Genomic DNA, 25,730 nt, shown 5'->3' on the forward strand with positions numbered 1-25,730 from the left:
GCTCCTACTCGGCCGCCTCGCCCAGCCACGCCCGCGCGAGCTCCAGCGTGCGGGCGTTGTCGGCCGCGCGTTCCAGGAAGTGCTCCCGGAACACGGCGTCGCGGATCTTGGCCGCGCGCTCGAGCAGCCGCGCGCGGGCCGCGGCGATCGCCTGCGCGGCCTCGGCGCTCTGACCGCAGGCCCAGAGCGCCTCGGCGTGGACCAGGCGCACCACCGACTCGCCCTCCTCCACGCCCACCTCGTCGAGCAACGCGCGCGCCCGCTGCGCGGCGGCGAGCGCGTCGGGCGCGCGGCCGAGGTGGAGCAGCGCGCGGCCGAGCACCGCGACGGCGTAGGCGCGCAGCGGCGGGGCCCGCTCGAGGAGCGCCTCCGCGGCCCGCGCCTCGCGCGCCGCAGCCTCGGGATCACCCGCGAGCACCAGGATGCTCGCGAGGTAGACGCGCGCGCAGCCCTCCATGCGCACGTCGCCGTGGCGCTCCAGCATCGCGCACGCGGTCTCCTCGACCGACCTCGCCTCGTCGAGCCGACCGCGGTACGCGAGCACCAGGCCGAGGTTCTGGAGCACATACGCCGTGGTGCCGCGCAGCTCCATCCGCTCCGACTCGGCGAGCGCCTGGCGCAGCGCCGCCTCGGCCTCCTCGAGCTGACCCGCCTGGCCATACCAGTAGCCCAGGTTCATCCACGCCATGCAGGCCCGCCGCACGTCGCCGGCCCGCTCGAACGCCGCGAGCGCCGCCTCGATGCCCGAGAGGCTCGCGCCGGCGTCGCCGCTCGCGTGCGCGCGGATCGCCCGCGCCTCGTGGAGGTTCGCGAGCGCGTCGAGATCCGGCGTCGCGGCGCCCTCGATCGCGCCCTCCGCGGCCTCGAGCAGCGCGTCGGCCAGCGCGTAGCGCCCGCCGAAGACCAGCATGAGCGCCGCCGAGCTCAGGCAGACGCTCTTCGCCGAGCTCCCGTCGTCGAGGGGCGCGGGCGCGTCGCGCGCGACGCCGGCCCAGCGCTCCACGCGCTCGTGGCCGCCCATCGTGCCCGCGGCGAGGATGATCTGCGTCACCGCGGAGAACCACGCCGCGCTGCCCGGCGCGAGGTGCTCCGCGGACGCCTCCGCGCGCTCCTCGGCGAGCGCGACGTCGCCGCGCCAGAAGTGCGCCTGGCCCTCGAGCAGGCGGAGCTCGCCGACGGTCGCGGGCGCGGGATCGCAGGCGACGCCGCGCGCCGCCCGGGCGAGCACCGCGCCGAGATCGTTGCCGCGCAGCGCCTGCCGCGCCGCCACGAGGTACGCCGTGGCCGCGCGCGCGGGCTCGCCGCCGCGCTCGAAGTGCTCCGCGAGCGCCATGGGGTCGGCCTCGCCGCGCTGCGCGAGGAAGCCGCCCGCGAGCGCGTGGCCGAGCCGCCGGTCGCCCTCGGTCAGCATGCCGTAGGCGGCCTCGCGGAGGAGCGTGTGGCGGAAGCGGTACGCCGCGTCCCCCTCGGCGCTCGGCGGCGTGAGCCGCAGGATCGTCTCGCGCCGCGCGAGCTCGTCGAGCTCGGGCGCGACCTCCGCCCCGCCCACCAGCGCCGCGACCCCCGCCTCGGTGAACGCCTCGCCGAAGACGCTCGCGGCGCGGAGCACCCGGCGCGCCTCCGGGCCGAGCGCGTCGAGCCCGGCCTGCACCATCGCGAGCACCGTCTCCGGCGGCGCCGAGGTCCTGCCGCGGGCGGCGGCGCGGATCTGCTCCTCGAGATAGAGCGCGTTGCCGTCGGCGCGATCGACGAGCGTCCGCACGAGCTCCGCGCTCGCCCGGTCGCCGAGCGCCTCGCGCACGAGCCGCTCGCCGCCCGCGGACGGCAGCGGCGCGAGGCGGACCTCCCGCACGAGGCGCGACCCCCAGAGCCCCGGGAAGAGGTCGTGCACGCCGGGCCGGGCCAGCGCGAGCACCGCGAACGGCCTGCCCTTCAGGTTGCGCAGCGCCGCCTCGACCAGCGTCACGGTCGGCAGATCGCCCCAGTGCAGGTCGTCGAGCGCGAGGAGCACCGGCTGCGCGGCGCACTCGGCGTCGAGGAAGTCCTCCCACGCGAGGCGGAGCTGGTCGCTCATCAGGAGCGGGCGCCGCCGCGCCGCCCGGAGCCGCACGTCGTCGTCGTCCGGGAACGGCGCGCCCGCGAGCTCGCCGAGGAACGGCGAGACGCGCGCGACCGCCGCCGCCCCGCAGCGGCGCGCGACGCGGCCCTGGATCTTGCGCCACCGCGACGCGATCGGCTCGCCGTCGTGCAGGCCGAGCGCGCGGCGGAGCGCGCGCTGGAGCAGGCCGAAGGCGGAGCCAGCGCTCATCGGATCGGCCTGGCCGACCCACACCTCCAGCGGCTCGCCCCGCGCCCTGAGCGCGCGGATGAGCTCGTAGCAGAGCCGCGACTTGCCCGCGCCCACCGCGCCGGTGACGAGCACCGCGCCCGGGGCCCCGCCGCGGAGGCAGCCGTCGATCTCGGCCGCGATCTGCTCGAGCTCGCGCTCGCGACCGACGTACGGCGTCGCCCGGCCGAGCAGCGGGGGCGGCGTCTCGGGCTCCTCGCGCGCGCCGTGGAGCCAGCACCCCGACGCGTCCCGGGTCGCGTCGAACCGCGCGCCGAGCAGGCCCGCGGTCGTGTCGTCGATGCGGATCGCCGCCGGGCGGCGCGGCTCGCGGGAGCCCTGGACGAGCTGCACCAGCCGATCGATCACCGCGCCGACCGGCAGCCGCGCCGCGACCTCGGCCCGGCCGGTGACCAGCGAGAGGCGGGCGTCGCCGAGCAGCTCCCGGAGCGAGAGCGCGCAGCGGGCCGCCTGGGCCGCGAGGTCGGTGGGCGCGGACGAGCCCGAGAGCGTGACGAGCAGCCAGCGCGCGTCGAGGAGCTCGATCCGGCCGCGGTGGCGCTCGACGAGCTCGCGGATCGCCTGCGTCCGGCGCTCGTCCTGGGCGTCGGAGAGCGTCGCTTCCGCGTCGGCGTGGCCCTCGCGCGCGAGGAGGAGGCACATGACCTTCCGCTCGCTGGTCGTGATCTCGCGCGCGCAGTGCGACGGGGGGTGGGACGACGCGGGCTGCGACAGCGGCCCCGCGTCGACGCGCCGATCGTGCGCCTCCGAGGCGAGCGCCGCCGCGACCGCGGCGCCGTCGCGCGGCCGGGACTCCCGCGGCTTCGACAGCATCCGCGCGACGAGCCGATCGAGCCAGGTGGGGACGTCGCCGCGGAGCTCCCTGAGCCGCGGCGGCTCCTCGAGGAGGACCTTCATGAGCACCGAGAGCGGGTCGTCGCCGGCGAACGCGGCGCGCCCGGTCAGGCACTCGAAGAGCACGCTGCCGAGCGCGAACACGTCGGCGCGCGCGTCGATCTGGGGCTCGCCGCGGGCCTGCTCCGGGGCCATGTACTGCGGCGTGCCGCGGATCTCGCCGAGCGTCGGGAACTCCTCCTCGTCGCCGGAGAGGCGCGCGACGCCGAAGTCGATGAGCCTGACGCGCTGGAGGTCGCCGCCCTCGAGGACGAGGTTGCCCGGCTTCAGGTCGCAGTGCACGAAGCCGAGCCGGTGAACGGAGGCGAGCGTCTCGGCCACGTGCGCGGCGAGCGTCAGGCTCTCGCCGAGGGTGAGCGGCGCGCGGTCGAGCCGCTCCGAGAGGGTCTCGCCCTCGATCCACTCCGTCGCGAGGTAGAGGCGGCCCCCCGGCGTCGCGCCGTGCGCGACGTGGCGGGCCGTGCCCGGGATCCTGAGCGTCGCGAGGGCGAGCGCCTCGCGCGCGAGGGCGCTCAGCGCCGGGGTCGCGGCCGTCTGCAGGAGCTTGAGCGCGACCAGCTCGCCGGACCGCCGGTCGCGCGCGCGGTACACGCGCGCCGTCCCGCCCGAGCCGGCGTGCTCCTCGATCTCGAACCGGTCGTCGACGACCTCTCCTGATTGCATCGAGCTGACGCGCTCCGGGCGGGCGCACTGCCGCTTCTACGCAGCGTGCCAGCGACGCGCATCCGGCGTCCACTGCCGCCTGCTTCGACGTCGCGCGGCGCGCGTGCCGGCTCACGTTGCCAGCGGCCACGGCGACGCGGCGCGCGCCGCGCACGAGCGCGCACCTCGCCCGCGCCCGGCGTCATCGCGGCGCGCGGCGCGCAGGGCGGCGCACCTCGACCGCGCTCGCGTCAGCGCGGGGCGGCGCCCGCGCCCTCCGCGCCGGTGCGCCGCAGCACCACGTACCGCAGGTGCGGCACGCCGCTCACCGCCACCGGGGCGAACGCCTCGCCGGCGCCGGGCAGGCGGGCGAGGCGCTGCTCCACCCCGCGCGCGAACCGCGACGCGGTCCACGGCGACGCGAGCGCCTGCCCCTCGGCGAGCAGCAGCACCAGCGCGTCCACCCCGCGCGCGTCGAGCAGCGCCGCGGGGATCCGCTTCGTGGTGTGCCCGCCGGGCAGCGCGGCGACGGCCGGGTCGGTGACCCCCGCGAGATCGACGAGGGTCGCGGCCGTCGCCGCCCCGAGCCAGCCGATGTCGAGCGCCGCGACGACCTCTGCGCCGGCGAGCGCGCCGCGGAGCTCCTCGACGACGCGCAGCCGCTCGCCGGCCACGCGCGCGGCGGTCGGCCCGATCCGCACCATCACGAAGAGCTGGCCCGCGAGCGCGAGCGCGATCCGAGTCGCCGTGGCGCGCGCGTCCGCCGCGGCGGCGACGTGGGCCGCCGCGAGCACCACCGCGGGCAGCGCCGGGACGACGAGCCGCGACAGCGGCATCCAGTCGCCGCCCGCCGCCGCGACCGCGAGGAAGTGCACGGCCACCGCCGCGAGCAGCCCGCGCGGCCACGCCGGGAGCGCGCGCCACGAGAGCGGCGCGACGAGCGCCACCGGCCCGGTGAGCAGGAAGCACGCGAGCGCGTAGCGGGCCCCGAGCGCCGCGTCCGGCGCCTTCGCGAGCGCGGCGAGCGGCGCCGCGCGCCCGAAGATCGCGAGCCGCGTCAGCGCCACGGCGACGAACGGGGCGCCCGCGAGCGCGAGCGCGGCGAGCGCGTGGGCCCACGCCGCCCGCGCCGGTCGCGGTGGCGCCTCGGCCTGGCCATCGTGGTCGCGCCGCGGAGCCGCCTCGCCCCGGCCGCCGCCTCGCGGAGCCGCCGAGGCCGCGACCGCCACCACGAGCGCGAACGGAAGGAGCTCCGGCCGAAGCGCCGCCGCGACCCCGGCGCAGGCGGCGCCGGCGAGGGCTTGGCCGAGCGCCGGCAGCGCGACGGCGAGCGCGCCGAGCGCCGCGACGACCCCCGTCTCCATGCCCGCCGCGCTCCAGGCGCCGAGCGGGGCCGACGCCGGCACGAGCAAGAGCGCCGCGAACCGCGCAGGTCGGTCGGAGGCCCGGTCGACCGCGAGCGCCAGCACCCCCGCGGCGAGCGTCCACGCGGCGACGCCGATCGCCTTGGCGGCCGCGAGCGCGGCGAGCGGGCCGCCGGCCGCGAACGGCGCGAGCATGAACGCCCACCCGAGCGGCGTCACGCCGTCGGTCACCGGCCCCGCCGCGTTGAAGCGGTAGCCCAGCCCGCGCGCGATGTGGTGCGCGTAGCGCGCCGTGATCAGGGCGTCGTCGACAGTGAACCCGGAGAGCGCGAGCGCGGGCAGCAGCGCCGACAGCGCGCCGGCGAGCGCGACCAGCAGCGCGCGCCTCCGCCCCGTCACGCCGCCCGTGCGTCCGCGCGGCGCTCGGGCCGGCAGGAGGAGCCGGCGCCCGCCCCCGGCGGCATCGCGCGCTCCCCCGGTCGCGCTTCATCGAGGACGCATCGCCCGGGGAACATGCGTTCGTGTTGTACGGCGTTCGCCACGTGCAGCGATCCTGTGGCAGGCGCACGAGGGACGCAATCGCGCTCGCCTGCTCGCAACCGTGCATCGAGGCGGATGAAAGCGTGTGGAGGCGCGTAAAGGCTCATGGGGACGTGGGGGCGCATCGACGTGGACGCGTGTGCACGCCGCAGAGCTCGCGGACGTCGTGAACGCCTGGGCCCGGCGTCCCGCGTCGTCGTCTCGCAGGGAGCGGCGACGGAGCCGCTGCAGCGGCTCGCGGCGGCAGCCATGCGCCCTCGTGGACGGTATAGTTGCTCGCATGGCACTTCCCGCCGCGCTCCTGGCCGCCGTCGAGCGGCACTCCTGTTTTACCGGCTGCTATCGCAGCGAATCGGAAGTCCAGGTCTGCATCGATCCGGCGCAGGCGCTCGTGCCGACTGTGCCTGTCTGCTGCAGCGATTGCCTGAACTTCCATCCGGCAGCGCTCGTGAGCCTGCTGCCGCTCGGCATGACGTCCTACGCGCTCGCGAACGCGCTGACCACGCACGTCCGCTCGCTGCGCGGCTACAAGTGGGCGACAGGCGGCTACCACACCGCGGGCACCGGCTTCTGGCTCAACGCCGCCTATTACGGCAACGGCCTCTTCCTGGTCGACGCCGCGCGCAACCGCAACGCGCGCACGGACGTCGACATGCTGATCGAGGCTTTCCAGCACGGGATCGTCCAGCCCGAGGATCCGCGCATGCTCGATCCGGCGCTCTACACGTCCGAGCTCGCGTACATCAACATGTCGAGGCCGATCCTGCCGGTCCGCACCAAGCAGGATCTCCTGGCCTCACCGCAGCGCAGCGCCACCCCGAGGCAGGGGTTCTCGCGGGTGTCGATCGTGGAGTTCCAGCCGCTCGCCGCGACCGCCGCGTCGGCGGGCGCGCCGGCGGCGAAGCCGGCCAAGCAGGCGCCCCCGCCCCGCGAGCTGAAGCTGGGCGACACCTGCCCGACGTGCGGCGCCGCGGTCATGGAGCGGCCGTTGTTCTCGGGCACGTTCGTCGGCTGTCTCTGCTGAGCGCGCCCGCAGGGCCGGATCACGGCGTCGGCGGGGTCGCGCGCCACACGGTGCCTCCGGTCGCCGGATCGATCGCGCGCAGCGCGGCGCCGCTCACGGCCGCGCCGCTCACGATGTACACGTAGGGGCCCGAGGCCTTCGCCACGAGGAGCCGCTCGCCGAGGTAGCCCGCCGGGACCTCGTACCGGCTCGCCCCGGACGCGGGATCGAGGGCGATGATCCGCGGCTCCGTGCCGCCCACAACGTCGACGCCGAGCACCACGGCGGCGCCGCCGCTCGAGACAAGGAACAGGTCCGGCCGCCCGCCGGAGACCGGCGCGCGCGCCGGGAGATCCCGCTTCCAGATCGACGCGCCGCCGCGCCGCCCCTCGGCGGTGAGGCGCGGCGGCCCCTCGGCGGGCACGGTGAGGGCGACCTCCACGTCGCCGACCTGGACCACGCGGGGGTTCTTCTTGCGCTCCCAGAAGTGCCCCGTGATCGCCGCCGGCGCCGGCGCGGTCGGGCAGTCGGCGGCCTCGCCGCCCGAGAGCGCGATCCCCATCGCCGCGCCGTCCTTCATCACCACGGTCGCGCAGCCCTCGCCGCCGGCGACCTCGTCGGGGACCGCGGGCAGGCTCGCCGCCCAGCGCTCCTGGCCCGTGCGGGCGTCGAGCGCGCGCAGCCTGGGCTCCTCCCCGCCGCCCGCGAGCACCGTGCTCCCGTTCGGGCAGGCGAGCGCGTCCGGACGCTCGAACTCCTGCGACGACCAGAGCCCCTGCCCGCTCCGTCCGTCGATGGCCACGACCCGCCCGCGCGTCTTGCCGTCCTGCCACAGCACCGGGTCGGGCGCGTCGTCGCCGTTCGCGTCCACGAAGCAGAGCGCGTCGAGCTGCGTCGTGAGCTGGCGCGCGCGCGGCGCCGGCTCCTGCGGCTGCTCGACGCGCGCGAAGAACATCACCGCGAAGCCGACACCCACCACGGCCATGGTCGCGGCGAGGAGCGCCTTCACCGCCCTCGACGGGCCCGGGGTGGGCGCAGGGGCGTTCAGCGGCGCTGCGGGCGGCGCGACCGGCGGCGCGGCCGCGCCGCGGACGGGGGGGTTCTCGGCGCCGCAGCGCGGACATGCGACCCCCCCATGACCACTTGCCTCCAGCGAGGCGCCACAGCTCCTGCAGGGCCGCATCGCGACAGTCTATCGCCGGCGGCTGCCCGCGATCGAGAGCGACCGTGAGCGGCGCTGCCTCGCCACGGCGCGCAGCGGCCCGGATCGAGGGGTTCGAAGGGGGCAACCAGGGATGGCGACAGGCTGCGCGCCGCCCGCTACTTCGCCCACAGCAGGGAGAGGTCGAGCTCGATGGCGTCGAAGGGCCCGATCCGGACCCGCGCCGCGTCCCGGTGGGTCGCGACGGGAGCCAGTCCGCGCGGAGACGCGGTCGGCCCGAAAAGGGGAACGGCACCCGCCGCGCGCCGCCCCCTCCCCGCGACGGCTTCGGGAGCCGAACGAGCGGCTTCGGTGCGCCATGATGATGAGCGGAGATCTCCCTACGCCCAGAGCACCGAGAGGTCGAGCTCGATGGCGTCGAAGGGCTCGACGCGGACGCGAGCAGCGTCGCGGTGGACCACCGCAGACCCCCAGCGACGATCCTGGCCGAGCACGTGGACCTCCAGCGTCCGCGCGATCGGGTCGACCAGCCACGCGTGCCGAACGCCCTCGCGCGCGTAGATCGGCATCTTCTCGTCGCGGTCGAGGTGCTCCGTCGAGGGGCTCAGGATCTCGCAGATCCAGTCCGGAGCGAGCGCGAAATAGGCCGTCTTGGGCAGCTCGGGCATGCGCTCGCGGCGCCAGCCGGCCAGGTCGGGCACGAGCGCGTCGATCTCGCCCGGCGCGTCTGGGTCGGGGATGCGCAGCTCGGGCTCGGGGAGGATCCACCATCCGCCCGGACCGCCGCGACCGCGATGGAAGGGGCCGAACAGCTCGCCCTGCAGGGCTCCCTCGGCGTTGGCGTGCCGCGGCGCCGGGCGGGGGAACACGTGCAGCGTGCCGCGGACGAGCTCCGCCACCTTGTTCGACGGGACAGCCTCGAGGTCGGCGTACGTCGCGCGGCGCTGCTTCTCGGCGGGCTGGCCCATGGCCATGAGCGTGCCCGGGGGCGCGCGGCGTGGCAAGGCGGTGAGGAGCCGGGTCAGGCCGGCGCGGCTCCCTCCGTTACTTCGCCCAGAGCACCGAGAGATCGAGCTCGATGGCGTCGAAGGGCGCGATGCGGACGCACGCGGCGTCGCGGTGGACCACCGCAGACCCCCAGCGACGATCCTGGCCGAGCACGTAGACCTCCAGCGTCCGCGCGTTCGGGTCGACGAGCCACGCGTGCCGCACGCCCTGGCGCGCGTAGATCGGCATCTTCTCGTCGCGGTCGACGTCCTCCGTCGACCGGCTCAGCACCTCGCAGATCCAGTCCGGGGCGAGCTCAAAATAGGGCGTGTCTGGCAGCGCGGGCATGCGTTCGCGACGCCATCCGGCGAGGTCGGGCACGAGCGCGTCGACCTGGCCCGGCGCGCCCGGGTCGAGGAAGTGCAGCTCCGGCTCGTCCAGGATGATCCAGCCCCCCGGGCCGCCGCGTCCGCGTTGGAAGGGGCCGATGAGCTCGGCCCCCAAGCCCGACGATGCCCATGCGTGCTTCGGCGCCGGCCGGGGAAACACGTGCAGCGTGCCGCGGACGAGCTCCGCCACCTTGTTCGGCGGCACGGCCTCGAGGTCGGCGTACGTCGCGCGGCGGGGCTTCTCGGCGGGCTGGCCCATGGGCGAAGCCTGCCCGGGGGCGTGCGGCGGGGCAAGGCGGTGGAGGAGCAGGGCCGGAGAGCCGATCCGATCGGCGCTGCGCCGCCCCCTCCCCGCTACGGCTTCGGGATCCGCAGCGTCCCGCTGACCATCGCGCTGCCGCTCACGACGTAGACCAGGCTGAGCGGGTGGAACGACCACGGACCGAGCGCGATGGATCCGAGCCAGAGCTGCTCGTGCACGCGATGCATGGCGAAGAGCACCCCGAAGAGCAGCACGATGAGCAGGCTCGTGGGGATCGGCGTGCCCTCGTAATAACGCACCTTCCCGCGCTCGTCCGACAGCTCGGCCGCCGTCACGTTGTACCGCGCCAGCCGGCTGATCCCGCACGCGACGAAGTAGACGAGCGCGGCGGCGTCCCACGGCCCGCGCAGGCCGAGCGCGTAGCCGAGCACCGCCGGCGCCACGCCGAACGAGACCACGTCGGCGAGCGAGTCGAGATCGGCCCCGAGCGGCGAGTGCTTGCGCCGCCAGCGCGCGATCGTGCCATCGAGGACGTCGCACGCGAGCGCGAGGGGCAGGAGCCCGAAGGCCACCCAGATGTAGATGCGCTCGCGCTCGGCCACGTAGTTCAGGCAGAGCAGGATGCTGAGCGTCCCGCTCGCCGCGTTCGCCAGCGTGACGAAATCGGCCAGCGCGAACGACCGGAGCATCGAGAAATGGGGCGGTCTTTCGGGAGACATGGCGCTCGGGGTGCGGAGGGTTGCACGTCCGGTTGGATTGCCCACCAATCCGCGCGGCGCGCCAGCGTACCCGAGCCGCCCTCCCGCCGCAGCGCTCCTCGAACGACCGCGCCGACAGCGGGCCCCCCGGCGGCGGCGCTGTCTAGTCAGGTGCCACGGGCTTGTCCACTCCGCGGCTATCCGCGCACAAAACTTAGGACCCGGCTCCGCCCTGCCTAGCATCCCGCAACGGATGCCCGGACTGTCTCTTGTCGCCGACACCACCCGATGCTCACCGGAGCCCGAGCGCACGTCGCTGCACGAGCTGCTCGACTTCGTCCTGGAGGGGGCGCGCAACACGCCCCCTCCGCTCGATGAAGCGGCGCTGCCGCTACGCGCCGAGACCGAGGCGCTGCCGCTCCTCTGCGACCTCGCCGAGGCCGCCGCGGAGCTCGCCGCCGGACGCCGCGCGCGCGCCGTCGTGCGCCTGTGCCTCGAGCCCGACCCCTGGGAGCTCGGGCTGGAGCGCGTCGGCCGCGATCTGCTCGTCACCGTCTTCCACGGCGGCGACGTGCCCGAGATCGCCCTGCACGAGCGGCGCTTCGACGGCGACGCCCTCTGCGCGCGCCTGCTCGCGGCCATGGACCGGCTCGCCCCGCCGAGGAGCGCGGCCCTGCGCCGCGACGCCGCCCTCGCCGACAACGACGCGGAGCGCGGCGGGCTCGGCGAGCTCCGGCTCCCCGCCGCGCGCAGGGCGCTCACCGCCGCCCTCCCGTTCTCGTCCGACGATCCGGGCGGAGAGCCCGCGATCGTCGGCGTCGAGCCGACCGGCGAGATCCCGATCGTGATCGCGGCCGAGGCGCTCCTGCGCACGTCGCAGGGCGCGGCCGCCGCGCAGCCGGCCGTGCTCCGCGCCGACCTCTTCTCGCTCCTCTTCCGGGGCAAGCTCCGCGTGCTCGTGGGCGAGGAGGCGCGCGAGCTGCCCGACGTCTTCATCTTCCCGTTCGCCGAGCAGCTCGCGTCGCTCTCGCTCGAGTCGCTCGACGCGTGGGCGCGGCGGCAGCCGTACCACCGGCGGCTCACCGTCGGCGGCGCCATCCTCGGCGTGCGGCTGCACAGCGAGGGCGCGCTGTCGCTCACGCTCGGCGTGCCCCGCGCCGGCCGCCCCGGGTCCGCCGACCCCCGCGCGCTCGGCCCGGGCCGCGGCTCGGCCTTCTCGGCCGCCGAGGACCGGGCGCAGACCTGGACCTTCCCGGCCGTCGACGTCGCGGCGCTCGCCCAGGGCGTCGTCGCGTTCGGGCGGGCGCTCGCGCGCAGCCTCGTGCGCCGCGACCGCGGGCAGGCGTCGAACCTGCGCCTGTTCGAGTTCCGGGCGCGCGTCCGCGAGCTCGCCGAGCGGCTCCGCGAGCTGACGCGCAACGACGCGAAGATCAACGTCGCCCCGGAGACGTACCGCGCCTTCGCGGCGGCGGCGGCGCGCCCGCAGGCCGCGGCCGAGGACACCTTCGGGCGGACCCGCCTGCGCTTCACCGCGCGGTGGATCGCGGCGATCCCGTCGCTCGACCTGCGCGCCACCTTCCTGTGCGGCGACGTGCTCGTGGTGGGCTCGACGCGCGAGCTCACCTGCATCGACCGGCGCACCGGCGAGTGCCTGTGGCGCAAGCCGGCGCCGCGCGCCGTCTCGGTGATGACGCCGGTCGGCCTCGGCCGGCTGCTGCCCGACGGCACGCTGCAGCTCCACGAGCTCGCGTCCGGCGAGGTCGCCTGGTCGACGCGGCTCTCGCCGCGCGTCGGCGCGAACGCCTCGGGCGCGGTGGTGAGCGCCCCCGGGCTGCCCCGGATGCTCATCGTGAGCGAGGGGACGCGCCACCTCGCCGCGGTGGACCTCTACTCCGGCGAGGTGCGCTGGCGCTACGCCGCGCGCCGCGGCGAGAACTTCCGGCTGCGCCGCGCGGGCAAGCTCGTCGTGGTCGGCAGCGGCGAGCCGGCGCTCGCGGCGCTCGACGTGCTGAGCGGCGAGGTCGTCTGGCGCTTCTGCGACCGGCTCCCGTTCGCGTCGCCGGTCGCGGTCGACCACGACGCGCTCTTCGCCGTCGCCGGCGACGGCGCCTTCGTCGGCCGCGGCGGGGCGCGGCTGCACCACCTCGACCCGTGGTCCGGCGAGGCGCGGTGGACGGTCGATCTGCCGAAGCACGTCGCGCCGGTCGGCGCCCCGCTGCTCGGGCCCGAGACGGTGTGCGTGGTGACCCACGGGCGGCGCGGCACGGGGCTCGTGGGGCTCGACCGCCGCACCGGGGCGACGCGCTTCGACCTGACCGCGTGCGCGGCGACCGCCTCGTGCCTGATGGTCGACGACGTGGTCGTGGTGAACAGCGAGGCGGGCGAGATCGTCGGGGTCGGCGCGCACGACGGCGCGGTCCGGTACCGGCACGTCATCGCGGGCGGCGTCGAGGGCGACAGGCCGCGGCGCCTCGAGCCGGTGCTCCGCTCGGGCGCGCTGTTCGTGCCGCAGAACGAGGTGCACGTGGTCCGGCCGCGCGACGGCGCGCTGCTCGGCAAGGTGCCGACCGATCTCATCCCGGATCTCCTGCGCGTCGACGAGCGGTGCGACGTCTACGTCGCCGAGGAGAGCGGCCACCTCGCCGCCTTCGCCGCGGCCCCGCGGCTCAGCCTCGTCCAGTAGCGGCGGCCCGCGCCGCCGCGGCGGCGCGGGCCGCGCGCGCGGACGTCCGGCCTCGTCGCGCGGCCGAACGTCCGCGCGCGCGTCAGCGCGGCCGCCGGGACGGCTTCCAGATGAGCTCGAGCGTCACGTCGGCCACGCCGTCCTTGATCAGCCCGATCCGCTCGGCGGCGCGGCGCGACAGATCGATGATCCTGCCGCGCTTGAACGGGCCGCGGTCGTTGATCCGCACGCGCACGCGGCGGCCGTCGCGGCGTATCACGTCGACGAGCGCGCCGAACGGGAGCGTCCGGTGCGCGGCCGTGAGCGCGCGGGGGTTGTAGCGCTCGCCGCTCGCGGTGGCGCGGCCGTTGAACTTGTCGGCGTAGTAGGTGGCGCGCCCGCGCTGGATCGCGACCCCCTTCTTCGCGTCGCGCGCGCTCGCGGGCGCGACCGGCGTGGAGATGCGGCCGTCGTCCTCGTCCGGCTCGTCGTCGTCGCGGCCCCGCGGGGGCACCGGCGCGGTGCTCGGCGCGACGGTGCGCGCGATCGGCTCGGCGCTCGTCCGCGGGGCGACCGGCTGGTGGGCGGCGCAGGCGGGGGTACAGAAGAGGAGCAGGAAGGCGAGCGCCCTCCCCGCGACGCGGCGCCCCTGCGGCGTCGTCACGTCGCCTCGGGCGCTGCGCGGTCGGCCGACGAGGGGTCGAGGTCGGCGGCGGGCGGGGTGACCGCGGCGACGAGGGCGAGGGCGGCGGGCTCGCTCCCCTCCCCGTTCGCGGACAGGGCCGCCTGGGCGCTGGCCTTGGACCGCACGAACCTGGCCAGCTCGCGGAACGGCACGCCGGTCGGGCAGATCCGCTCCTTCTCCGCGAGCACCGCTTCCGGCACGTGCGCGAGCGCGAGCGCCGCGGCGTCGAAGTCCGGCATGCTCCGCGAGGACGCGAGCACCACGGTCATGAGGCCGGGGTAGGCCCCGCCGGACGCGGCGATGCGCTCGGCCTCCCCGAGGTCGCAGCGCCCGCACGCGATGCAGCGGGAGAAGCCGGGCAGGGCCGCGCGCTCCGCGGGCGAGAGGGGCGGCAGGCGATCGGCGTCGTAGTTCTCGTGGAAGAGCGCAAGGCCGCTCGGCCCGTCGAAGAGACGGCGCACCGCGACCTTGAGGAACGACCACGCGAGGACCGCGAGGGCGAGGGCGCGACCGGAAAGCACGATCCGTCCATAGCCCGAAACTTGGCCGCGCGCAGAGCCGATGTGCGCGGCGCCGCCGGAGCGACGCCGCGCCAGGGGCGCGTGGTTGGATCTTTTCACCCGGGTAGCGGGGGTCACCTCTCGGCGGCGACCCACCTCCTCACGCCGTGCGGCGCGCGCCCGCGGAGCGTCGCCGGGGCGGCCGGGCCCATCCCGAGCACGCGGTCTCCCGGGGAGAGTTGGGGTGACGTGCCGCGCCCGACCTCAGGACGGCGATCACGTCGTGCCCGCGAAGACGCGATCGAACACCGCGCCGGCGCTGAGCAACGGGCGTCGACACGCGCTCCAGGACTCACGATCGCGCTTCCGTCGATGCCGCGCCCGCCGGCGCCTCGACGGACACGACACCTCTGCTCGCCGGCAGCACGCGCCGGCGTCCCCGGGGGAAGCAACCATGCTCTCAAGGTCGATATCAGATTGACTATCTGGGCGATCCCGAGCGCCGGAGCCGAGCGCTACCGCGACGAGAAGAAGCACAAGCCAGCGAAGCTCTACGCGTTCGAGGCGCGCACGCGCATCTCGAAGGAGGAGGTCGAGAAGCACTTCTTCAGGGCGCAGGTGCTGAAGGACGTGGCGCTCGGCCGCGGCGTCTCCGCGGAGCGCTACCCGTGACCACCGCCGGCCCGCGAGGCCCCCCGGACAGGGGGCGCGGCGGTCAGCGCTCCGCGCCCTGCGCCGGAGCTCGGAGCGCAGTGAACCCTCGTTAACAGCGATCGAGGTACGGTCACAGGCCCGCGGCGGCACACCGCCCCCATGCCGCCGTTCTCTCCCGCGCTGGCGGCGCTGGCACGCTGGGTGCACTCGTCCCCGGCATGTCCAACGACGTGCTTCTCTGCGGCAAGGAACGATCGGAAGACCTCGGCGATGTCGCCGAAGGGGCGCTGGTGAAGGAGATGATCGCGGGGAACGAGCGCGCCTGGCGCGCCTTCCACGCCCGGTACGACCGGCTCGTCCACCGGTGTATCGCCGGCGTGATCGCCCGCTTCTCCGCCGTGGTGGCGCAGGACGACATCCGCGACATCCACGCGACGCTGCTCATGCAGCTCCTCTCGAACGACATGCGCAAGCTGAGGACCTTCGACGAAGGCCGCGGCGCGCGGCTGAGCTCCTGGATCGGCACGCTCGCCGTCCACTGCGCCTACGACCACCTGCGCGGGGCGCGGCGCGCGCCGCGCTGCGCCCCGCTCGACGACGCGGCGGTCGAGCTCCCGTGCGAGCGCCCGTCGCCGCAGGACCACGCCGAGCGCCGCGAGCGCGCCGCGCTCGTGGGGCAGGTGCTCCACGATTTCTCCGACAAGGACCGCGAGTTCGTCGCGCTCTACTTCGGCGAGGGCCTGCCCCCGGAGCAGATCGCGGAGCGGATGCGGATCAGCGTGAAGACCGTCTACACGAAGCGGCACAAGATCCAGAGCCGCCTCGAGGCGATGCTGTCGGACGCGCGCCTCGCGGCGTGAGGCGCCCCGCATCGAAGGGCCCGAAGAGGGCTCGGCGCCCGTCGGCCCTGTGGTATGAGCCGGAGAGGATGGCCCGCTCGCTTCGCACCTCCTCCGCCCTCCCGGCCGCGGTCGTCGTGACCGCCGCCCCGCTGCTCGCCGCGTGCGGCGGCGGCAACGGAGACGCCCCCTGGATCCCCCTCGCCGACGAGCGCGGCGGCGGCGCGCGCATCGCGGAGCTCGTGGGCGAGGCCGGGTGGCTCGACCCGGACGACGAGGACAGCGAGCGCTGCGCCGTGCCGCCCGATCGCCGCGCCCACGTCACGGGCGCCACCCTCATCGCCATCGACCGCTTCGACGAGACCGGCGAGGGCGCGCACGGCAACCACTACGTGCAAGACCTCGCCGACGAGCCGGTCGCCTACTCGGGCATCACGGTCTTCCAGCCCGCGTTCAGCCCGCCCGACCTGCGGCTCGTCCCGGGCGACGTGGTCGACCTGAGCGGCATGCTCACCGAGTTCCTCGGCCCCTCGGCCGGCCGGTTCGGCGACTGCCGCACGCTGCCCGAGATCGGCGGCACCATGAGCTTCCGCTTCGAGGACGGCCCCGTGAGGCCGATCCGCGTGCCGCTCGACGACCTGAAGCGCTACGCGTCCGCCCGCAGGTACATCGGCATGCTCGTGCGGGTCGAGGGCATCAAGCTCGCCGGCGACCCCAGGAGCAGCGGCGGCCGCTACACCGCGTCGATCAACGTCGGCGCCGGCGTGCCCGCCGCCGACGTCCCGAGCCTGTCGAACGAGCTCTACGACCTCGAGGCCCAGGGGCCGCCCCTCGCGGCCGGCGCCTCGTTCCGCTCCGTCACCGGCGTGCTCACCTACTTCTACGGCTTCAAGATCGCCCCGCGATGCCCGGCCGACTTCCAGCCGGAAGACGCGCCGCTCCCGGTCGACGACGCATGCGCTCCCTGAGGCCCGCGCTCCCGCTGCCGCTCGTCCTGCTCGCGGCCTGCGCCGGCGCGACGCGCGGCGCCCCGCCGTCCCCGGGGAACGCGCTCGTCTCGACGCCCGACGGCAGCGTCGGGCGCATCGAGGTGCGCCACCTCGACGCCCGGCCGCGGCTCACGCTCGTCTCGCGCGACGGCGACCCCGCGCCCGCGCTCGTCGCCTCGGTCGCGACCGATCTCGGCTCCGTCGCCACGACGGCGCTCGCCACTGTGGTCGAGGCGCGGCTGCTCGCCGCCGGCTTCGACGTGGACGCGCGCATCGACCGCAGCGCGTTCCGCGTGCGCCTGCTCGTCAAGGACGCGGCGCGCGTCGCGCCGTTCCTGCGCGCGCTCTCGACGGCGTTCGCGCAGCCCATCGTCGCCGGCAGCCCGGAGGTCGCCCGCGCGATCGAGCGCGTGCGGGCGCTCCGCGCGAGCCCGCTCGACGCGCCGGAGCTCTCGCCGATCGCGGCGTGCACCGGCCGGCTGGGCCTCGCGGGCGCCGAGCCCGTGGTCGACCTGGCGTCGCCCGCGGGCGTGCGCGAGCTCGAGGGGTGGCGGACCGCGGCGCTGCACGCCGGGCGCACCTCGATCGCCGCGGTCGGCCCCGCCGCGTTCTGCGCGGAGGCCGCGCGCGCGGCCGAGGGCGCGGGCGGCTGGCCCGCGGGCGGCCCGCCCGCCGACGCGTGGCCGGCGGCGGACACGATCGGCGTGTACGCGACGAACCAGATCGAGCGGCGCGCCGCGCGCGTCACGATCGCCGCGCGCGTCGCGAGCCCGCAGGCGGCGGTCGCCGCGGCCGAGCGGCTCGGCGCGCCAGGGTCGGCGCTGCGCGCGCGGCTCTCGGCGCTCCCCTCCCCGTTCCGCACCGTCGAGGTGCTCGGGATCGCCCGCCCGCGCGGCGGCTGCGTGAGCGTGACCATCGAGGCGTCGGACCTGCCCGCGGCCCCGCCCGTCGAGACCTCGGCGGCGCTCGCGGCCGCGGTGGCGCGGCAGGAGATCCGCCGCGACCTCGCGGCGCCGCCGGGCCCCGCGGTCGTCACGCGGCAGATCCTCACCGCGCAGGACCCGCGCGAGGCCGGCGCGCGCGCCTCCTGGTGGGCGCTCTCGGGGAGCGCCCCGGGCGCGCCGCCGGAGCGCTGGGCGACGGCGCTCGGCGTCCCCCCGAGCGCCGAGCCGCCGCGGCCCGCGGGGGCCGGCGAGGCCGGCGCGCGGACCTTCGAGGCCGAGCTCGCGCGCGCGCTCGCGGCGGGCGCGCAGCCCGCGCTGGAGCGGCGCGCCCTCGTCGAGCGCGGGCAGGGCGAGGTCTGGGTGCTGCTCGCGAGCCCGTGCGGCGTCGCGGAGGAGGGGCTCTACGACGCAGGCGCGACCGCGCTCGCCGCGCTCGCCGCCGTGCAGACGCGGCGGCGCGAGCTCGACGTGACGATCGAGCCCTGGGTCACGGCGGACGCCGTCGGGGTGATCGCGCACGCGCCGTTCCGCGACGATCGCGAGACCCCGGCGGAGCTCGGGCGCCGCGTGGCGAGCGCCGCAGCGCGCGCGGTCGCGGCGACGACCTTCGGCCCCGACGCGCTCACGCAGGCGCGCGCCGCGGCGCTCCAGCACCTGGAGCGCCTCTCCGGCGGGCGGGCCGCGGCGCTCGAGGCTTTCGCCTCCGCGATCGCGCCCGACCACCCGTCCTGGATCGAGCCGTTCGGCGTCTGGGACCGGGTGGCGAGCGGCGCGCTCGAGACGGTGCAGCTCCGCTGGCAGGCGCTCGCGACCGGCCCGCTCCGGCTCGCCGTCCTCGCCAACGCCGACGCCGCGCAGGCGGCCGCCGCCGCGGAGGCGGCCGAGCGCTGGCTCTCGCCGCGGCTCGCGCCGCGCACGTGCGGCTCACCGGACGGCGCGGTCGTGCCCCGCCCCGGTCACCACGACGCCCGCCTGCCGGCGGGGACGGCCCTCTCGCAGGCCGTCGTCGGCGCGCGGCTCCCGGCCGCGCGAGAGGCCACGGCGCGCGAGCTCGCCGAGCTCACGGTCGCCGCCCTCAATGGCGCCGACGGCCTGCTCGCGGCGGCGCTCGCCGCGCCGGCGACCGCGCCGGCCCCTCCGAGCGTCCAGGCCTCCCCGGCAGCGCCAGCGACCGCGGCTCCGGACGCCGCGACCTCGCGGCGGCAGCTCGCGGCGCGCGCGAGCGCCCGCGTCCTCGGCGGCACGCGCGCGGCGGCGCTCGCGGTGGAGATCCGGGCGCCGGGCGCCGAGCTCGGCGAGGCCTCGACCCGCGTGAAGGAGCTCCTCGCCGGCCTCGCGCAGCGCGTCACCGACGCCGATCTCGGCCGCGCCGAGGCCCTCGTCGCCCGGCGCGAGCGCGACGCGCTCGCGGAGCCCCGGCGCCGGCTCATCAACCTCTTCAGCGGCCGCGCCTCGCGCACGCCCCCGGCGAAGGCCACGCTCGCCGCGTGGCGCGCCTTCCTTTCGGGCGCGCTCGGCGCGGACGCGATCGTGACCGTGGAAGCACGGCCCGACTGATCACTCCCCGCCGTCGAAGTCGCCGGCGTCCTCGATCCCGGACGTCCGCTCGGCGCCCGTCGCCTCGAGGCCCTCGTCCTCCGCGTCGCCGCCCGCGCCCTCGTCCTCGTCCTCGTCGAGCGCGACCTCGTCCTCGTCCTCGTCCTCCTCGGGCTGGGTCAGCACGGGGAGCCGGCGCTTGCCGACCGGGCCCTCGTCGATGTAGTCGCGGAGCGCCATCATGTCCTTCAGCGCCTCGAGCTTCGCGAGCGCCTTGACCTCGACCTGGCGGATGCGCTCCCGGGTCAGGTTCATGATCGCGCCCACGTCCTCCAGCGTCGTGCCGCCGCGGTCGGCGACGTCGAGCGCGCACGTCTCGTTCATGTCCCAGACCTCGAGATCGGGGAAGTTCAGCTTGATCGCGCCGGTCCTGGCCGACACGTCGAGATAGAGGTGGTGCTGGCACGAGACGTACGGGCACGGCCTCGGGCCGTCGACGCACTCGGCGCGCATACGCGGCTTGTAATAATCGGTCTCCGGATAGAGCATCCGGCCGATCTCCAGCTCGCGCTTGGTCATGCGCTTGACGCTGATCGTCCGCGCCCGGATCTCGCGCTTGCGCCGGGACCGGCGCTGCTCGCGCGTGATGGGGTTCCCGGGCGCCGCGGGGTCGACCTGGAGCGCGAGCGCCCCCTCCACGACTGGCTCGTTCGAGCCGGCCGGGTCGCACTCACCGCCCACCGCATCCGCACCGTCCAGGCCGAAGATCTCGAGCTCGCTCTCAGACACCGTCGCCATGCGCTGCCTCCGTTTGGTAGCGTCTCCGCTCTCAAGCGCGCGCGTTTCCCTCAACGTCCCGAGTCCCAGCTCGAGCGCGAAGGTCACCGCTCTCTGCCCGACGTAACGCCGGATGCCGTCCCTGAAAAATTACGACGAAACGAGCCGACGCCCGTTCCGTCGATCGCACCAGTCCCCAGGAGGGGCCGCGCTTGCGGCCCCGATCACATCAACGAAGACGAAGGTCCTGCGACTCGGCCCCTCACGACGAGGCCGCCTGTTTCGTGAGCCGCGCTTGCGCCATCAAGCGCTCTTCTATCAACGACAGCTTCGCGACGAGCTCCCGCGCGAGCGTCTCCGCGCTCGCGAGGTCCTGGGCGATCGCCCTCCCGCTCGTCTCGCTCCGCCTCTCCTTCGCGGCATCCCTGAGCGCGCTGAAGACCTTGGTCATCGTGCGCTCGAGCTCCTCGATATCACCTCTCACGAACAGGAATTCACGCTGGATCTCTTCGATGGTGTAGTCCTGGGCCATCATCTCTTTGATGCGCTGAACCTGGCGGACTACCGTGGCCGGATACATCCCCTGCGAACCCTGATGCTTGCCCTTGCGCCCGACCCGCACGCTTCGCGGGAGCAGGCCGAGCTGCACGTACTTCCGGAGCGTCGCCTCGCTGAACTTGATTCCATGCGTTGCGAACAGCTCGAGGATATCGCTCGAGGTGATCCCCTGGGCGTGCTCGCGCTCAATGCGGTCCAGCACGTCCTCGGGGATCCTCTGCACCGGTCCTCCCATCGATTGCCGGAGGCCCTACCCAACCGACGCGGGCGACTCTATTCCACTGAATGGAATACAGTCAATTGACGCGACTACGATTATTGTGTCGCTGTCGCGGGACGCGGTGCTTTCCTGGGGTTCTTGACACGCCTCGGACATTTTTCGTCCGTCGTGGTCGCGGCTCGATCCGCTCCGCACGTCGCGAAGTCGGGGGCCAGGGGGGAAAAACGGGGCGCCGGGGGCAATGGGTGGGAGCGGGGGGGCGCCCGGCGCGCGGGGGAGCTCGTGCGGCGACATCGCCCTTACCCTGACACACATCGGCCAATTCAGACAAAAGGGCTGATAGTCTCGTCGCCACCATGGCCAAGGCCCTCGCCAGCGAGGGTCGGGGCGCGGCCCCGCCCGCCGCGCCCCGACCGGTCGAACGCGTCATCAGGGACGTCACCGCCCGGGGGGTCAGGATGCGGGTCCTGGTCGCCGGGGCCGGCAACGGCCCGGCGCTCCTGCTGATCCACAGCTTCCTCGTCAGCCACCTGGAGTTCGACGACGTGATCGACGCGCTGGCGCAGCGCTTCCACGTCATCGCCCCGGACCTCCCCGGGTTCGGGGAGAGCGAGAAGCCGAGCCCGGCGCGGTACGCCTACGGCATCGAGACGTTCGCCGAGGCGGTGGCCGACCTCATCGCGGCCTTCGGCGTCGGCCGGGCGCACATCGTCGGCCACGCGATGGGCGCGGCCGTCGCGCTCACGCTCGCGGCCGAGCACCCGGAGCTCGTCCAGCGGCTCGTCCTGGAGGACGCGCTCTGTTACCCGTTCCCGAAGAGCTTCAGGATGAAGCTCCCGCTCCTGCCCATCGTGGGCGGCATCTTCTTCAAGCAGCTCCACGGCCGCGGGACGTTCCGGTCGTTCTTCCGCGACGAGATCTTCCGGGCGGACGCGGCGGTGCCGATGTCGCGCGTCGACCGGCACTACGACCTCTTCAACGCCCCCTCGGCGCGCGAGAGCGCCCACGCCGTGATGCGCGCGGTGCTCGACGCGCGCCCCGTCGTCGCGCGCCTCACCCGGGTCACGGCGCCGACGCTCGTGGTGTGGGGTCGCGACGACCGCATCTTCCCGGCGGCGAGCGCGCAGCGGCTGGCCCGCGAGATCTCGGGCGCGATGCTCGAGATCATGGACGCGGGGCACTCGCCCCACGAGGAGCGCCCGGAGGAGTTCGTCGCGCTCGTGACGCAGTTCCTCGAAGGGAAGCGGTGATGGATCGCTCTGCCCGGCTCGCGCCCGCGCGCGGGGCGGCGCGGGCAGGCCGGCGCGCGGCGCGGGCGCTCCTCGGCGACGACGCGGCGGCGCGCCTGCTCGCGGACCGGTCGGCGCTGCTCGGCCTCGCGATCGTCGCGCTGCTCGCGCTGTTCGCCGTCGCGGGGCCGGCGGTCGTCGGCCACGACCCGGACGCGAGCGACTTCAGCCTGTCCCGCGACGCCTTCGGCGCGCCGCCCGGGCCGTCGGCCGCCCACTGGCTCGGGACGGACCCGCTGTTCCGCGACCTCCTCGCGCGCCTCGCGCACGGCGCGCGGCTCTCGCTCGGCATCGCGCTCGCGTCCACGGCGGTCGCCACGGGGCTCGGCGCCCTCGTCGGCGTCGCCGCCGGCATGGCCAGCGGCACGCGGGCGGGCGCCCTCGACGGCGCGCTCATGCGGCTCGTCGACGTGATCCTCGCCCTGCCCTACCTCCTGTTCGTGACCGCGATCGGCGTCGCCGTGGGCAGGGCCGACGCGGGGACGATCCTGCTCGTGCTCGGCCTCACGGGGTGGACCGGCGCGGCGCGGGTCGTCCGGGCGAAGACGCTGGAGCTCGCGCAGCGCGACTTCGTGGTCTCCGCGCGCGCGCTCGGCGCCGGGCCGCTGCACGTCGTCCGCCGGCACGTCCTGCCCAACGTCGGCGGGACGCTGCTCGCGCTCGCGACGATCAGCGCCGGGCAGATGATCCTCGCGGAGGCGGCCCTGAGCTACCTGGGCGCCGGCGTGCAGCCGCCGACCGCCACCTGGGGCCGCATGCTGCACGAGGCGGAGCCGTACCTCGGGGTGAAGCCGCTCCTGGTCGCGGCGCCGGGGTTCGCCATCCTGCTCGCCGTGCTCGGCTTCCACCGCGCGAGCGAGGGGCTCCGCGACGCGCTCGATCCGGGCGGCGCCGAGCTGCCGCGCGGGCGGCGCCTGCCGGTCGACCTGCTCCTCGCGGGCGGGGCGCTGCTCCTGCTCTCGACCGGCTCGCCGAGCCGCGTGCGCCCGCCCCTCGGCAGCGAGGCGCCGCCGGGCGCGCCCGAGGCGCCCGTGCGCGGCGGGACGCTGCGCCTCGCGACCACCGTCAACGTCCGCACGCTCGATCCGGCGATCGCCTACGACGAGCTCTCGACCGCGGTCGCGGAGCTCGTCTTCTCCCGCCTGGTCACGTGGGACCGCGACGGGCAGCTCACGCCCGATCTCGCGCGCGCGATCGCGGTCGAGCGGGGCGGGCAGACGTACGTGTTCACGCTGCGCGAGGGCGTGCGGTTCCACGACGGCGCGGAGCTCCGCGCCGCGGACGTGAAGCGCTCGATCGAGCGGACGCTCCACCGGGGGACGCCCAGCCCGGGCGCGAGCGAGTACGACATGATCGAGGGGTTCGCCGCGTACCGGAGCGGCGCGGCGCCGCACCTCGCCGGCGTGCGGGTGCTCGGCGACCACGCCGTCGCCATCGATCTGCGCGCGCCCGACGCGACGTTCCTGCCGCGCATGACGCTCGCGTTCATGGCGCCGGTGTGCCCCTCGTCCGGCGCCGTGGTCGACGCGGCGAGCCCTCCCCCGCCCTGCGGCGCCGGCCCGTTCCGCCTGGAGCGGTGGGACCAGGACGGCAGCATCGGGCTGGCCCGGCACGAGGGGTACTTCCGCCCGGGCCTGCCGTACCTCGACGGGATCGCGTGGCAGACCGGGGTGCGCGCGACGACGCAGCGCTACAAGTTCGAGGAGGGAGAGCTCGACTACCTGCGCGATCTGACGGCGATCGACGCGGCGACCTACCGCGCCGACCCCGCGTGGGCCGGGCGCATGCGCTGGGTGACCCGGCACAGGACCAACGCGGTCTTCCTCAACACCGAGCTCGCGCCGTTCGACCGGCTCGCCGTCCGGCGCGCGGTCTCCTTCGCGCTCGACCCCTCCGTGCTCGAGAAGGTGCGCCCCGATCTCGTCGCCCTCGACCGGGTGCTGCCGCCGTCGATCCCGGGCCCCGCGCGCCACGAGCCGATGCGCCGGCACGACCTCGCGCGCGCCCTCGCGCAGATGGCCGCCGCCGGCTACCCGTACGACCCGGCGACCGGGAAGGGCGGTTACCCGGAGACGATCGACTACATCGCCGTCCCCGACACCCTGGAGCAGGCGCTCGGCGAGATCTTCCAGCAGCAGCTCGCGCGGGTGGGCCTCCGCGTCCGCCTGCGCCTCGTCAGCTGGGCGACCTACCTCGCCGAGGTCTCGCGCCGCCGCGCCGTCGCCATGGGCTGGGTGGGTTGGCAGGCCGATTTCCCCGATCCGGCGAGCATCTTCGAGCCGACGCTCTCGTCGCGCGCCATCCGCGACGAGGGCTCGCAGAACTACGCCTTCTTCAGCAGCGAGGCGCTCGATCGCGCGCTCGACGCCGCCCACGCGGAGCAGGACCGCGCGCGGCGCCTCGCGCTCTACGATCAGGCCGAGCGCATCGTCCGCGATCTCGCGCCCTGGGTGCCCACGCACACGGCGCGCCTGATCGAGCTCTGGCACCCGTACCTGCGCGGCTACGAGCGCTCGGCCGTGATCCCGTCGCGCTTCCACGAGGTCTGGCTCGACCCGGCGGCGCGGCCCGCGGGCGGCGGCGGGCCGCGCGCGGACAGCTCCCGGCCCGGCGGGCCGCTGCGGGCGCTTCTCGCGCGGACCGCGCCTCCGCGATGAGCGCCCCGCGACCGCGCCCCACCGCCGCGCCCCGCGCGGGCCGCGCCTCCGCGACGGGCGCCGCGCTCGCGCACCTGCTCCGGCGCCTCGCGTGGGCGGCGATCCTGATCGCCGGCGTCACCGCCGTCTCGTTCGGGATCGCGTACCTCCTGCCCGGAGACCCGGCGCGGATGCTCGTCGGCCCGCAGGCCTCGGCCGCGGATCTCGAGCGCGTCCGGGCGATCTACGCGCTGGATCGCCCCGTTCCCGTGCAGTTCGCGCGGTTCGTCCGCCGGCTCGTGCACCTCGGTCCCGCGGGGGGCGGCGACGGCGGCGGCCAGCGCCCGCGCGCGGATCCCGAGCACCGGAGCTGCGCGGCCGGGCCGCTCGGCGTGCACGTCGATCTCGGCTACAGCTTCCACTACCGTAAGCCGGTCGTGGATCTGCTGGAGGCGAAGGCGCCGCGCTCGGTGGAGCTCGCGCTGGCCGCCCTGCTGGTGCAGCTCCTGCTCGGCCTCGCGCTCGGGATCGTCGCGGCGGCCCGCCGCGGGACGATCTGGGAGGACGCCGCGCTCGGCGCCGCCCTGGTCGGCGCCAGCGCCCCGACCTTCGTGATCGGACCCGCGCTGCAGTACGTGCTCGCCCACGAGCTCCGGCTCCTGCCGTACGACGGGTACGGCGCCACGGCGGCCGATCACCTGCGCTCGCTCGTGCTGCCGGCGCTGACGCTCGGCCTGTTCGGCAGCGCCCTCTACGCGCGCATCGTCCGCGAGGAGCTCAGGACGCTGCTGCGCCAGGACTTCATCCGGACCGCGCGGGCCAAGGGTGCCTCTCGCCTGCGCGCGCTCGTCGTCCACGCGCTGCGCAACGCGCTCTTGCCGCTCGCCACGCTCGCCGCGCTCGACTTCGGCGCGCTGGCGGGCGGCGCGATCGTGACGGAGAAGCTCTTCCGGTGGCCCGGCGTCGGGAGCATGGCCGTCGAGGCGCTGCAGAACCGGGACGGCCCGCTCATCGTCGGCACGGTGCTCTTCGCCTCGGCCGCCATCGTGCTCGCCACCCTGGCGCTCGACCTCGCGGCGCTGGCCCTCGATCCCCGGCTCCGATCGCGGCCGCGCTGAGCGCGGCGGGCGCGTTCAGGCCGGTCGCGGCCGGC

At 76.0% G+C, this 25,730-nt stretch carries 19 protein-coding genes; 9 read left to right on the forward strand and 10 right to left on the reverse strand.

What is annotated here, in order from left to right:
* Positions 1 to 4: 4 nt before the first annotated feature.
* Positions 5 to 3,904, reverse strand: a complete 3,900-nt coding sequence (locus tag WME76_RS15075; protein ID WP_437960813.1) for a serine/threonine-protein kinase — start codon at positions 3,902 to 3,904, stop codon at positions 5 to 7.
* A gap of 230 nt (positions 3,905 to 4,134) precedes the next feature.
* Complete coding sequence (locus WME76_RS15080; protein ID WP_437960814.1) at positions 4,135 to 5,646, reverse strand: hypothetical protein; 1,512 nt, start codon at positions 5,644 to 5,646, stop codon at positions 4,135 to 4,137.
* Between the two features lie 421 nt (positions 5,647 to 6,067).
* On the opposite strand from WME76_RS15080, the gene WME76_RS15085 reads away from it, so the two are divergent.
* Complete coding sequence (locus WME76_RS15085; RefSeq protein ID WP_437960815.1) at positions 6,068 to 6,811, forward strand: hypothetical protein; 744 nt, start codon at positions 6,068 to 6,070, stop codon at positions 6,809 to 6,811.
* 19 nt (positions 6,812 to 6,830) lie between these two features.
* Here WME76_RS15085 and WME76_RS15090 read toward each other — a convergent pair whose 3' ends face one another.
* The 4 genes from WME76_RS15090 to WME76_RS15105 all read right to left on the reverse strand — a co-directional run bounded on the left by WME76_RS15090 (position 6,831) and on the right by WME76_RS15105 (position 10,309).
* Positions 6,831 to 7,973 (reverse strand): outer membrane protein assembly factor BamB family protein, encoded by a 1,143-nt coding sequence (locus WME76_RS15090; protein ID WP_437960816.1) that lies wholly within the window; start codon positions 7,971 to 7,973, stop codon positions 6,831 to 6,833.
* A gap of 359 nt (positions 7,974 to 8,332) precedes the next feature.
* The gene (locus tag WME76_RS15095; protein ID WP_437960817.1) at positions 8,333 to 8,920 is read right to left on the reverse strand and encodes a Uma2 family endonuclease; all 588 of its coding nucleotides are present in this window, start codon (positions 8,918 to 8,920) and stop codon (positions 8,333 to 8,335) included.
* A 76-nt stretch (positions 8,921 to 8,996) separates the two neighbouring features.
* The gene (locus WME76_RS15100; protein WP_437960818.1) at positions 8,997 to 9,587 is read right to left on the reverse strand and encodes a Uma2 family endonuclease; all 591 of its coding nucleotides are present in this window, start codon (positions 9,585 to 9,587) and stop codon (positions 8,997 to 8,999) included.
* 95 nt (positions 9,588 to 9,682) lie between these two features.
* Complete coding sequence (locus tag WME76_RS15105) at positions 9,683 to 10,309, reverse strand: CDP-alcohol phosphatidyltransferase family protein (protein ID WP_437960819.1); 627 nt, start codon at positions 10,307 to 10,309, stop codon at positions 9,683 to 9,685.
* 232 nt (positions 10,310 to 10,541) lie between these two features.
* On the opposite strand from WME76_RS15105, the gene WME76_RS15110 reads away from it, so the two are divergent.
* On the forward strand, positions 10,542 to 12,971 hold the full coding sequence (locus WME76_RS15110; protein ID WP_437960820.1) for a PQQ-binding-like beta-propeller repeat protein: 2,430 nt from the start codon (positions 10,542 to 10,544) through the stop codon (positions 12,969 to 12,971).
* 82 nt (positions 12,972 to 13,053) lie between these two features.
* Here the strand turns inward: WME76_RS15110 and WME76_RS15115 are convergent, their stop codons facing one another.
* Entirely contained in the window at positions 13,054 to 13,614 is a 561-nt protein-coding gene (locus WME76_RS15115) for a septal ring lytic transglycosylase RlpA family protein (protein WP_437960821.1), read from the reverse strand.
* Positions 13,611 to 14,156 carry a hypothetical protein gene (locus WME76_RS15120; protein ID WP_437960822.1) on the reverse strand — a complete coding sequence of 182 codons (546 nt, stop codon included), beginning with the start codon at positions 14,154 to 14,156 and terminating at the stop codon, positions 13,611 to 13,613. The genes WME76_RS15115 and WME76_RS15120 overlap by 4 nt, the downstream gene beginning before the upstream one ends.
* 456 nt (positions 14,157 to 14,612) lie before the next feature.
* Here WME76_RS15120 and WME76_RS15125 point away from each other — a divergent pair, with 456 nt between their 5' ends.
* The 4 genes from WME76_RS15125 to WME76_RS15140 all read left to right on the forward strand — a co-directional run bounded on the left by WME76_RS15125 (position 14,613) and on the right by WME76_RS15140 (position 19,118).
* Positions 14,613 to 14,807, forward strand: a complete 195-nt coding sequence (locus WME76_RS15125; protein ID WP_437960823.1) for a hypothetical protein — start codon at positions 14,613 to 14,615, stop codon at positions 14,805 to 14,807.
* A gap of 200 nt (positions 14,808 to 15,007) precedes the next feature.
* Positions 15,008 to 15,649: an RNA polymerase sigma factor gene (locus WME76_RS15130; protein WP_061612599.1), complete on the forward strand. Its 642-nt coding sequence runs from the start codon at positions 15,008 to 15,010 to the stop codon at positions 15,647 to 15,649.
* A 68-nt stretch (positions 15,650 to 15,717) separates the two neighbouring features.
* Complete coding sequence (locus WME76_RS15135; protein ID WP_437960824.1) at positions 15,718 to 16,596, forward strand: hypothetical protein; 879 nt, start codon at positions 15,718 to 15,720, stop codon at positions 16,594 to 16,596.
* The gene (locus tag WME76_RS15140) at positions 16,584 to 19,118 is read left to right on the forward strand and encodes a hypothetical protein (protein WP_437960825.1); all 2,535 of its coding nucleotides are present in this window, start codon (positions 16,584 to 16,586) and stop codon (positions 19,116 to 19,118) included. The genes WME76_RS15135 and WME76_RS15140 overlap by 13 nt, the downstream gene beginning before the upstream one ends.
* On the opposite strand, the gene WME76_RS15145 is transcribed toward WME76_RS15140, so the two are convergent.
* Together WME76_RS15145 and WME76_RS15150 are read right to left on the reverse strand one after the other, a co-directional pair.
* On the reverse strand, positions 19,119 to 19,895 hold the full coding sequence (locus WME76_RS15145; protein ID WP_437960826.1) for a sigma factor-like helix-turn-helix DNA-binding protein: 777 nt from the start codon (positions 19,893 to 19,895) through the stop codon (positions 19,119 to 19,121).
* Positions 19,896 to 20,136: 241 nt separating this feature from the next.
* A complete protein-coding gene (locus tag WME76_RS15150; protein ID WP_437960827.1) occupies positions 20,137 to 20,634 on the reverse strand; it encodes a MerR family transcriptional regulator in 498 nt (165 codons plus the stop codon).
* A 374-nt stretch (positions 20,635 to 21,008) separates the two neighbouring features.
* Between WME76_RS15150 and WME76_RS15155 the strand changes: the two genes are divergently transcribed.
* From WME76_RS15155 to WME76_RS15165, 3 genes are read left to right on the forward strand one after another with little or no spacing between them, the layout of a single operon-like run.
* Entirely contained in the window at positions 21,009 to 21,902 is an 894-nt protein-coding gene (locus WME76_RS15155; RefSeq protein WP_061619022.1) for an alpha/beta fold hydrolase, read from the forward strand.
* Positions 21,902 to 24,598: an ABC transporter substrate-binding protein gene (locus tag WME76_RS15160; RefSeq protein ID WP_437960828.1), complete on the forward strand. Its 2,697-nt coding sequence runs from the start codon at positions 21,902 to 21,904 to the stop codon at positions 24,596 to 24,598. The genes WME76_RS15155 and WME76_RS15160 overlap by 1 nt, the downstream gene beginning before the upstream one ends.
* The gene (locus tag WME76_RS15165) at positions 24,595 to 25,695 is read left to right on the forward strand and encodes an ABC transporter permease (protein WP_437960829.1); all 1,101 of its coding nucleotides are present in this window, start codon (positions 24,595 to 24,597) and stop codon (positions 25,693 to 25,695) included. The genes WME76_RS15160 and WME76_RS15165 overlap by 4 nt, the downstream gene beginning before the upstream one ends.
* Positions 25,696 to 25,730 lie beyond the last annotated feature (35 nt).

Origin of the sequence: Sorangium sp. So ce119, assembly GCF_051524405.1 — a bacterium.
In the GTDB taxonomy this organism is placed as follows: domain Bacteria; phylum Myxococcota_A; class Polyangia; order Polyangiales; family Polyangiaceae; genus Sorangium; species Sorangium cellulosum_G.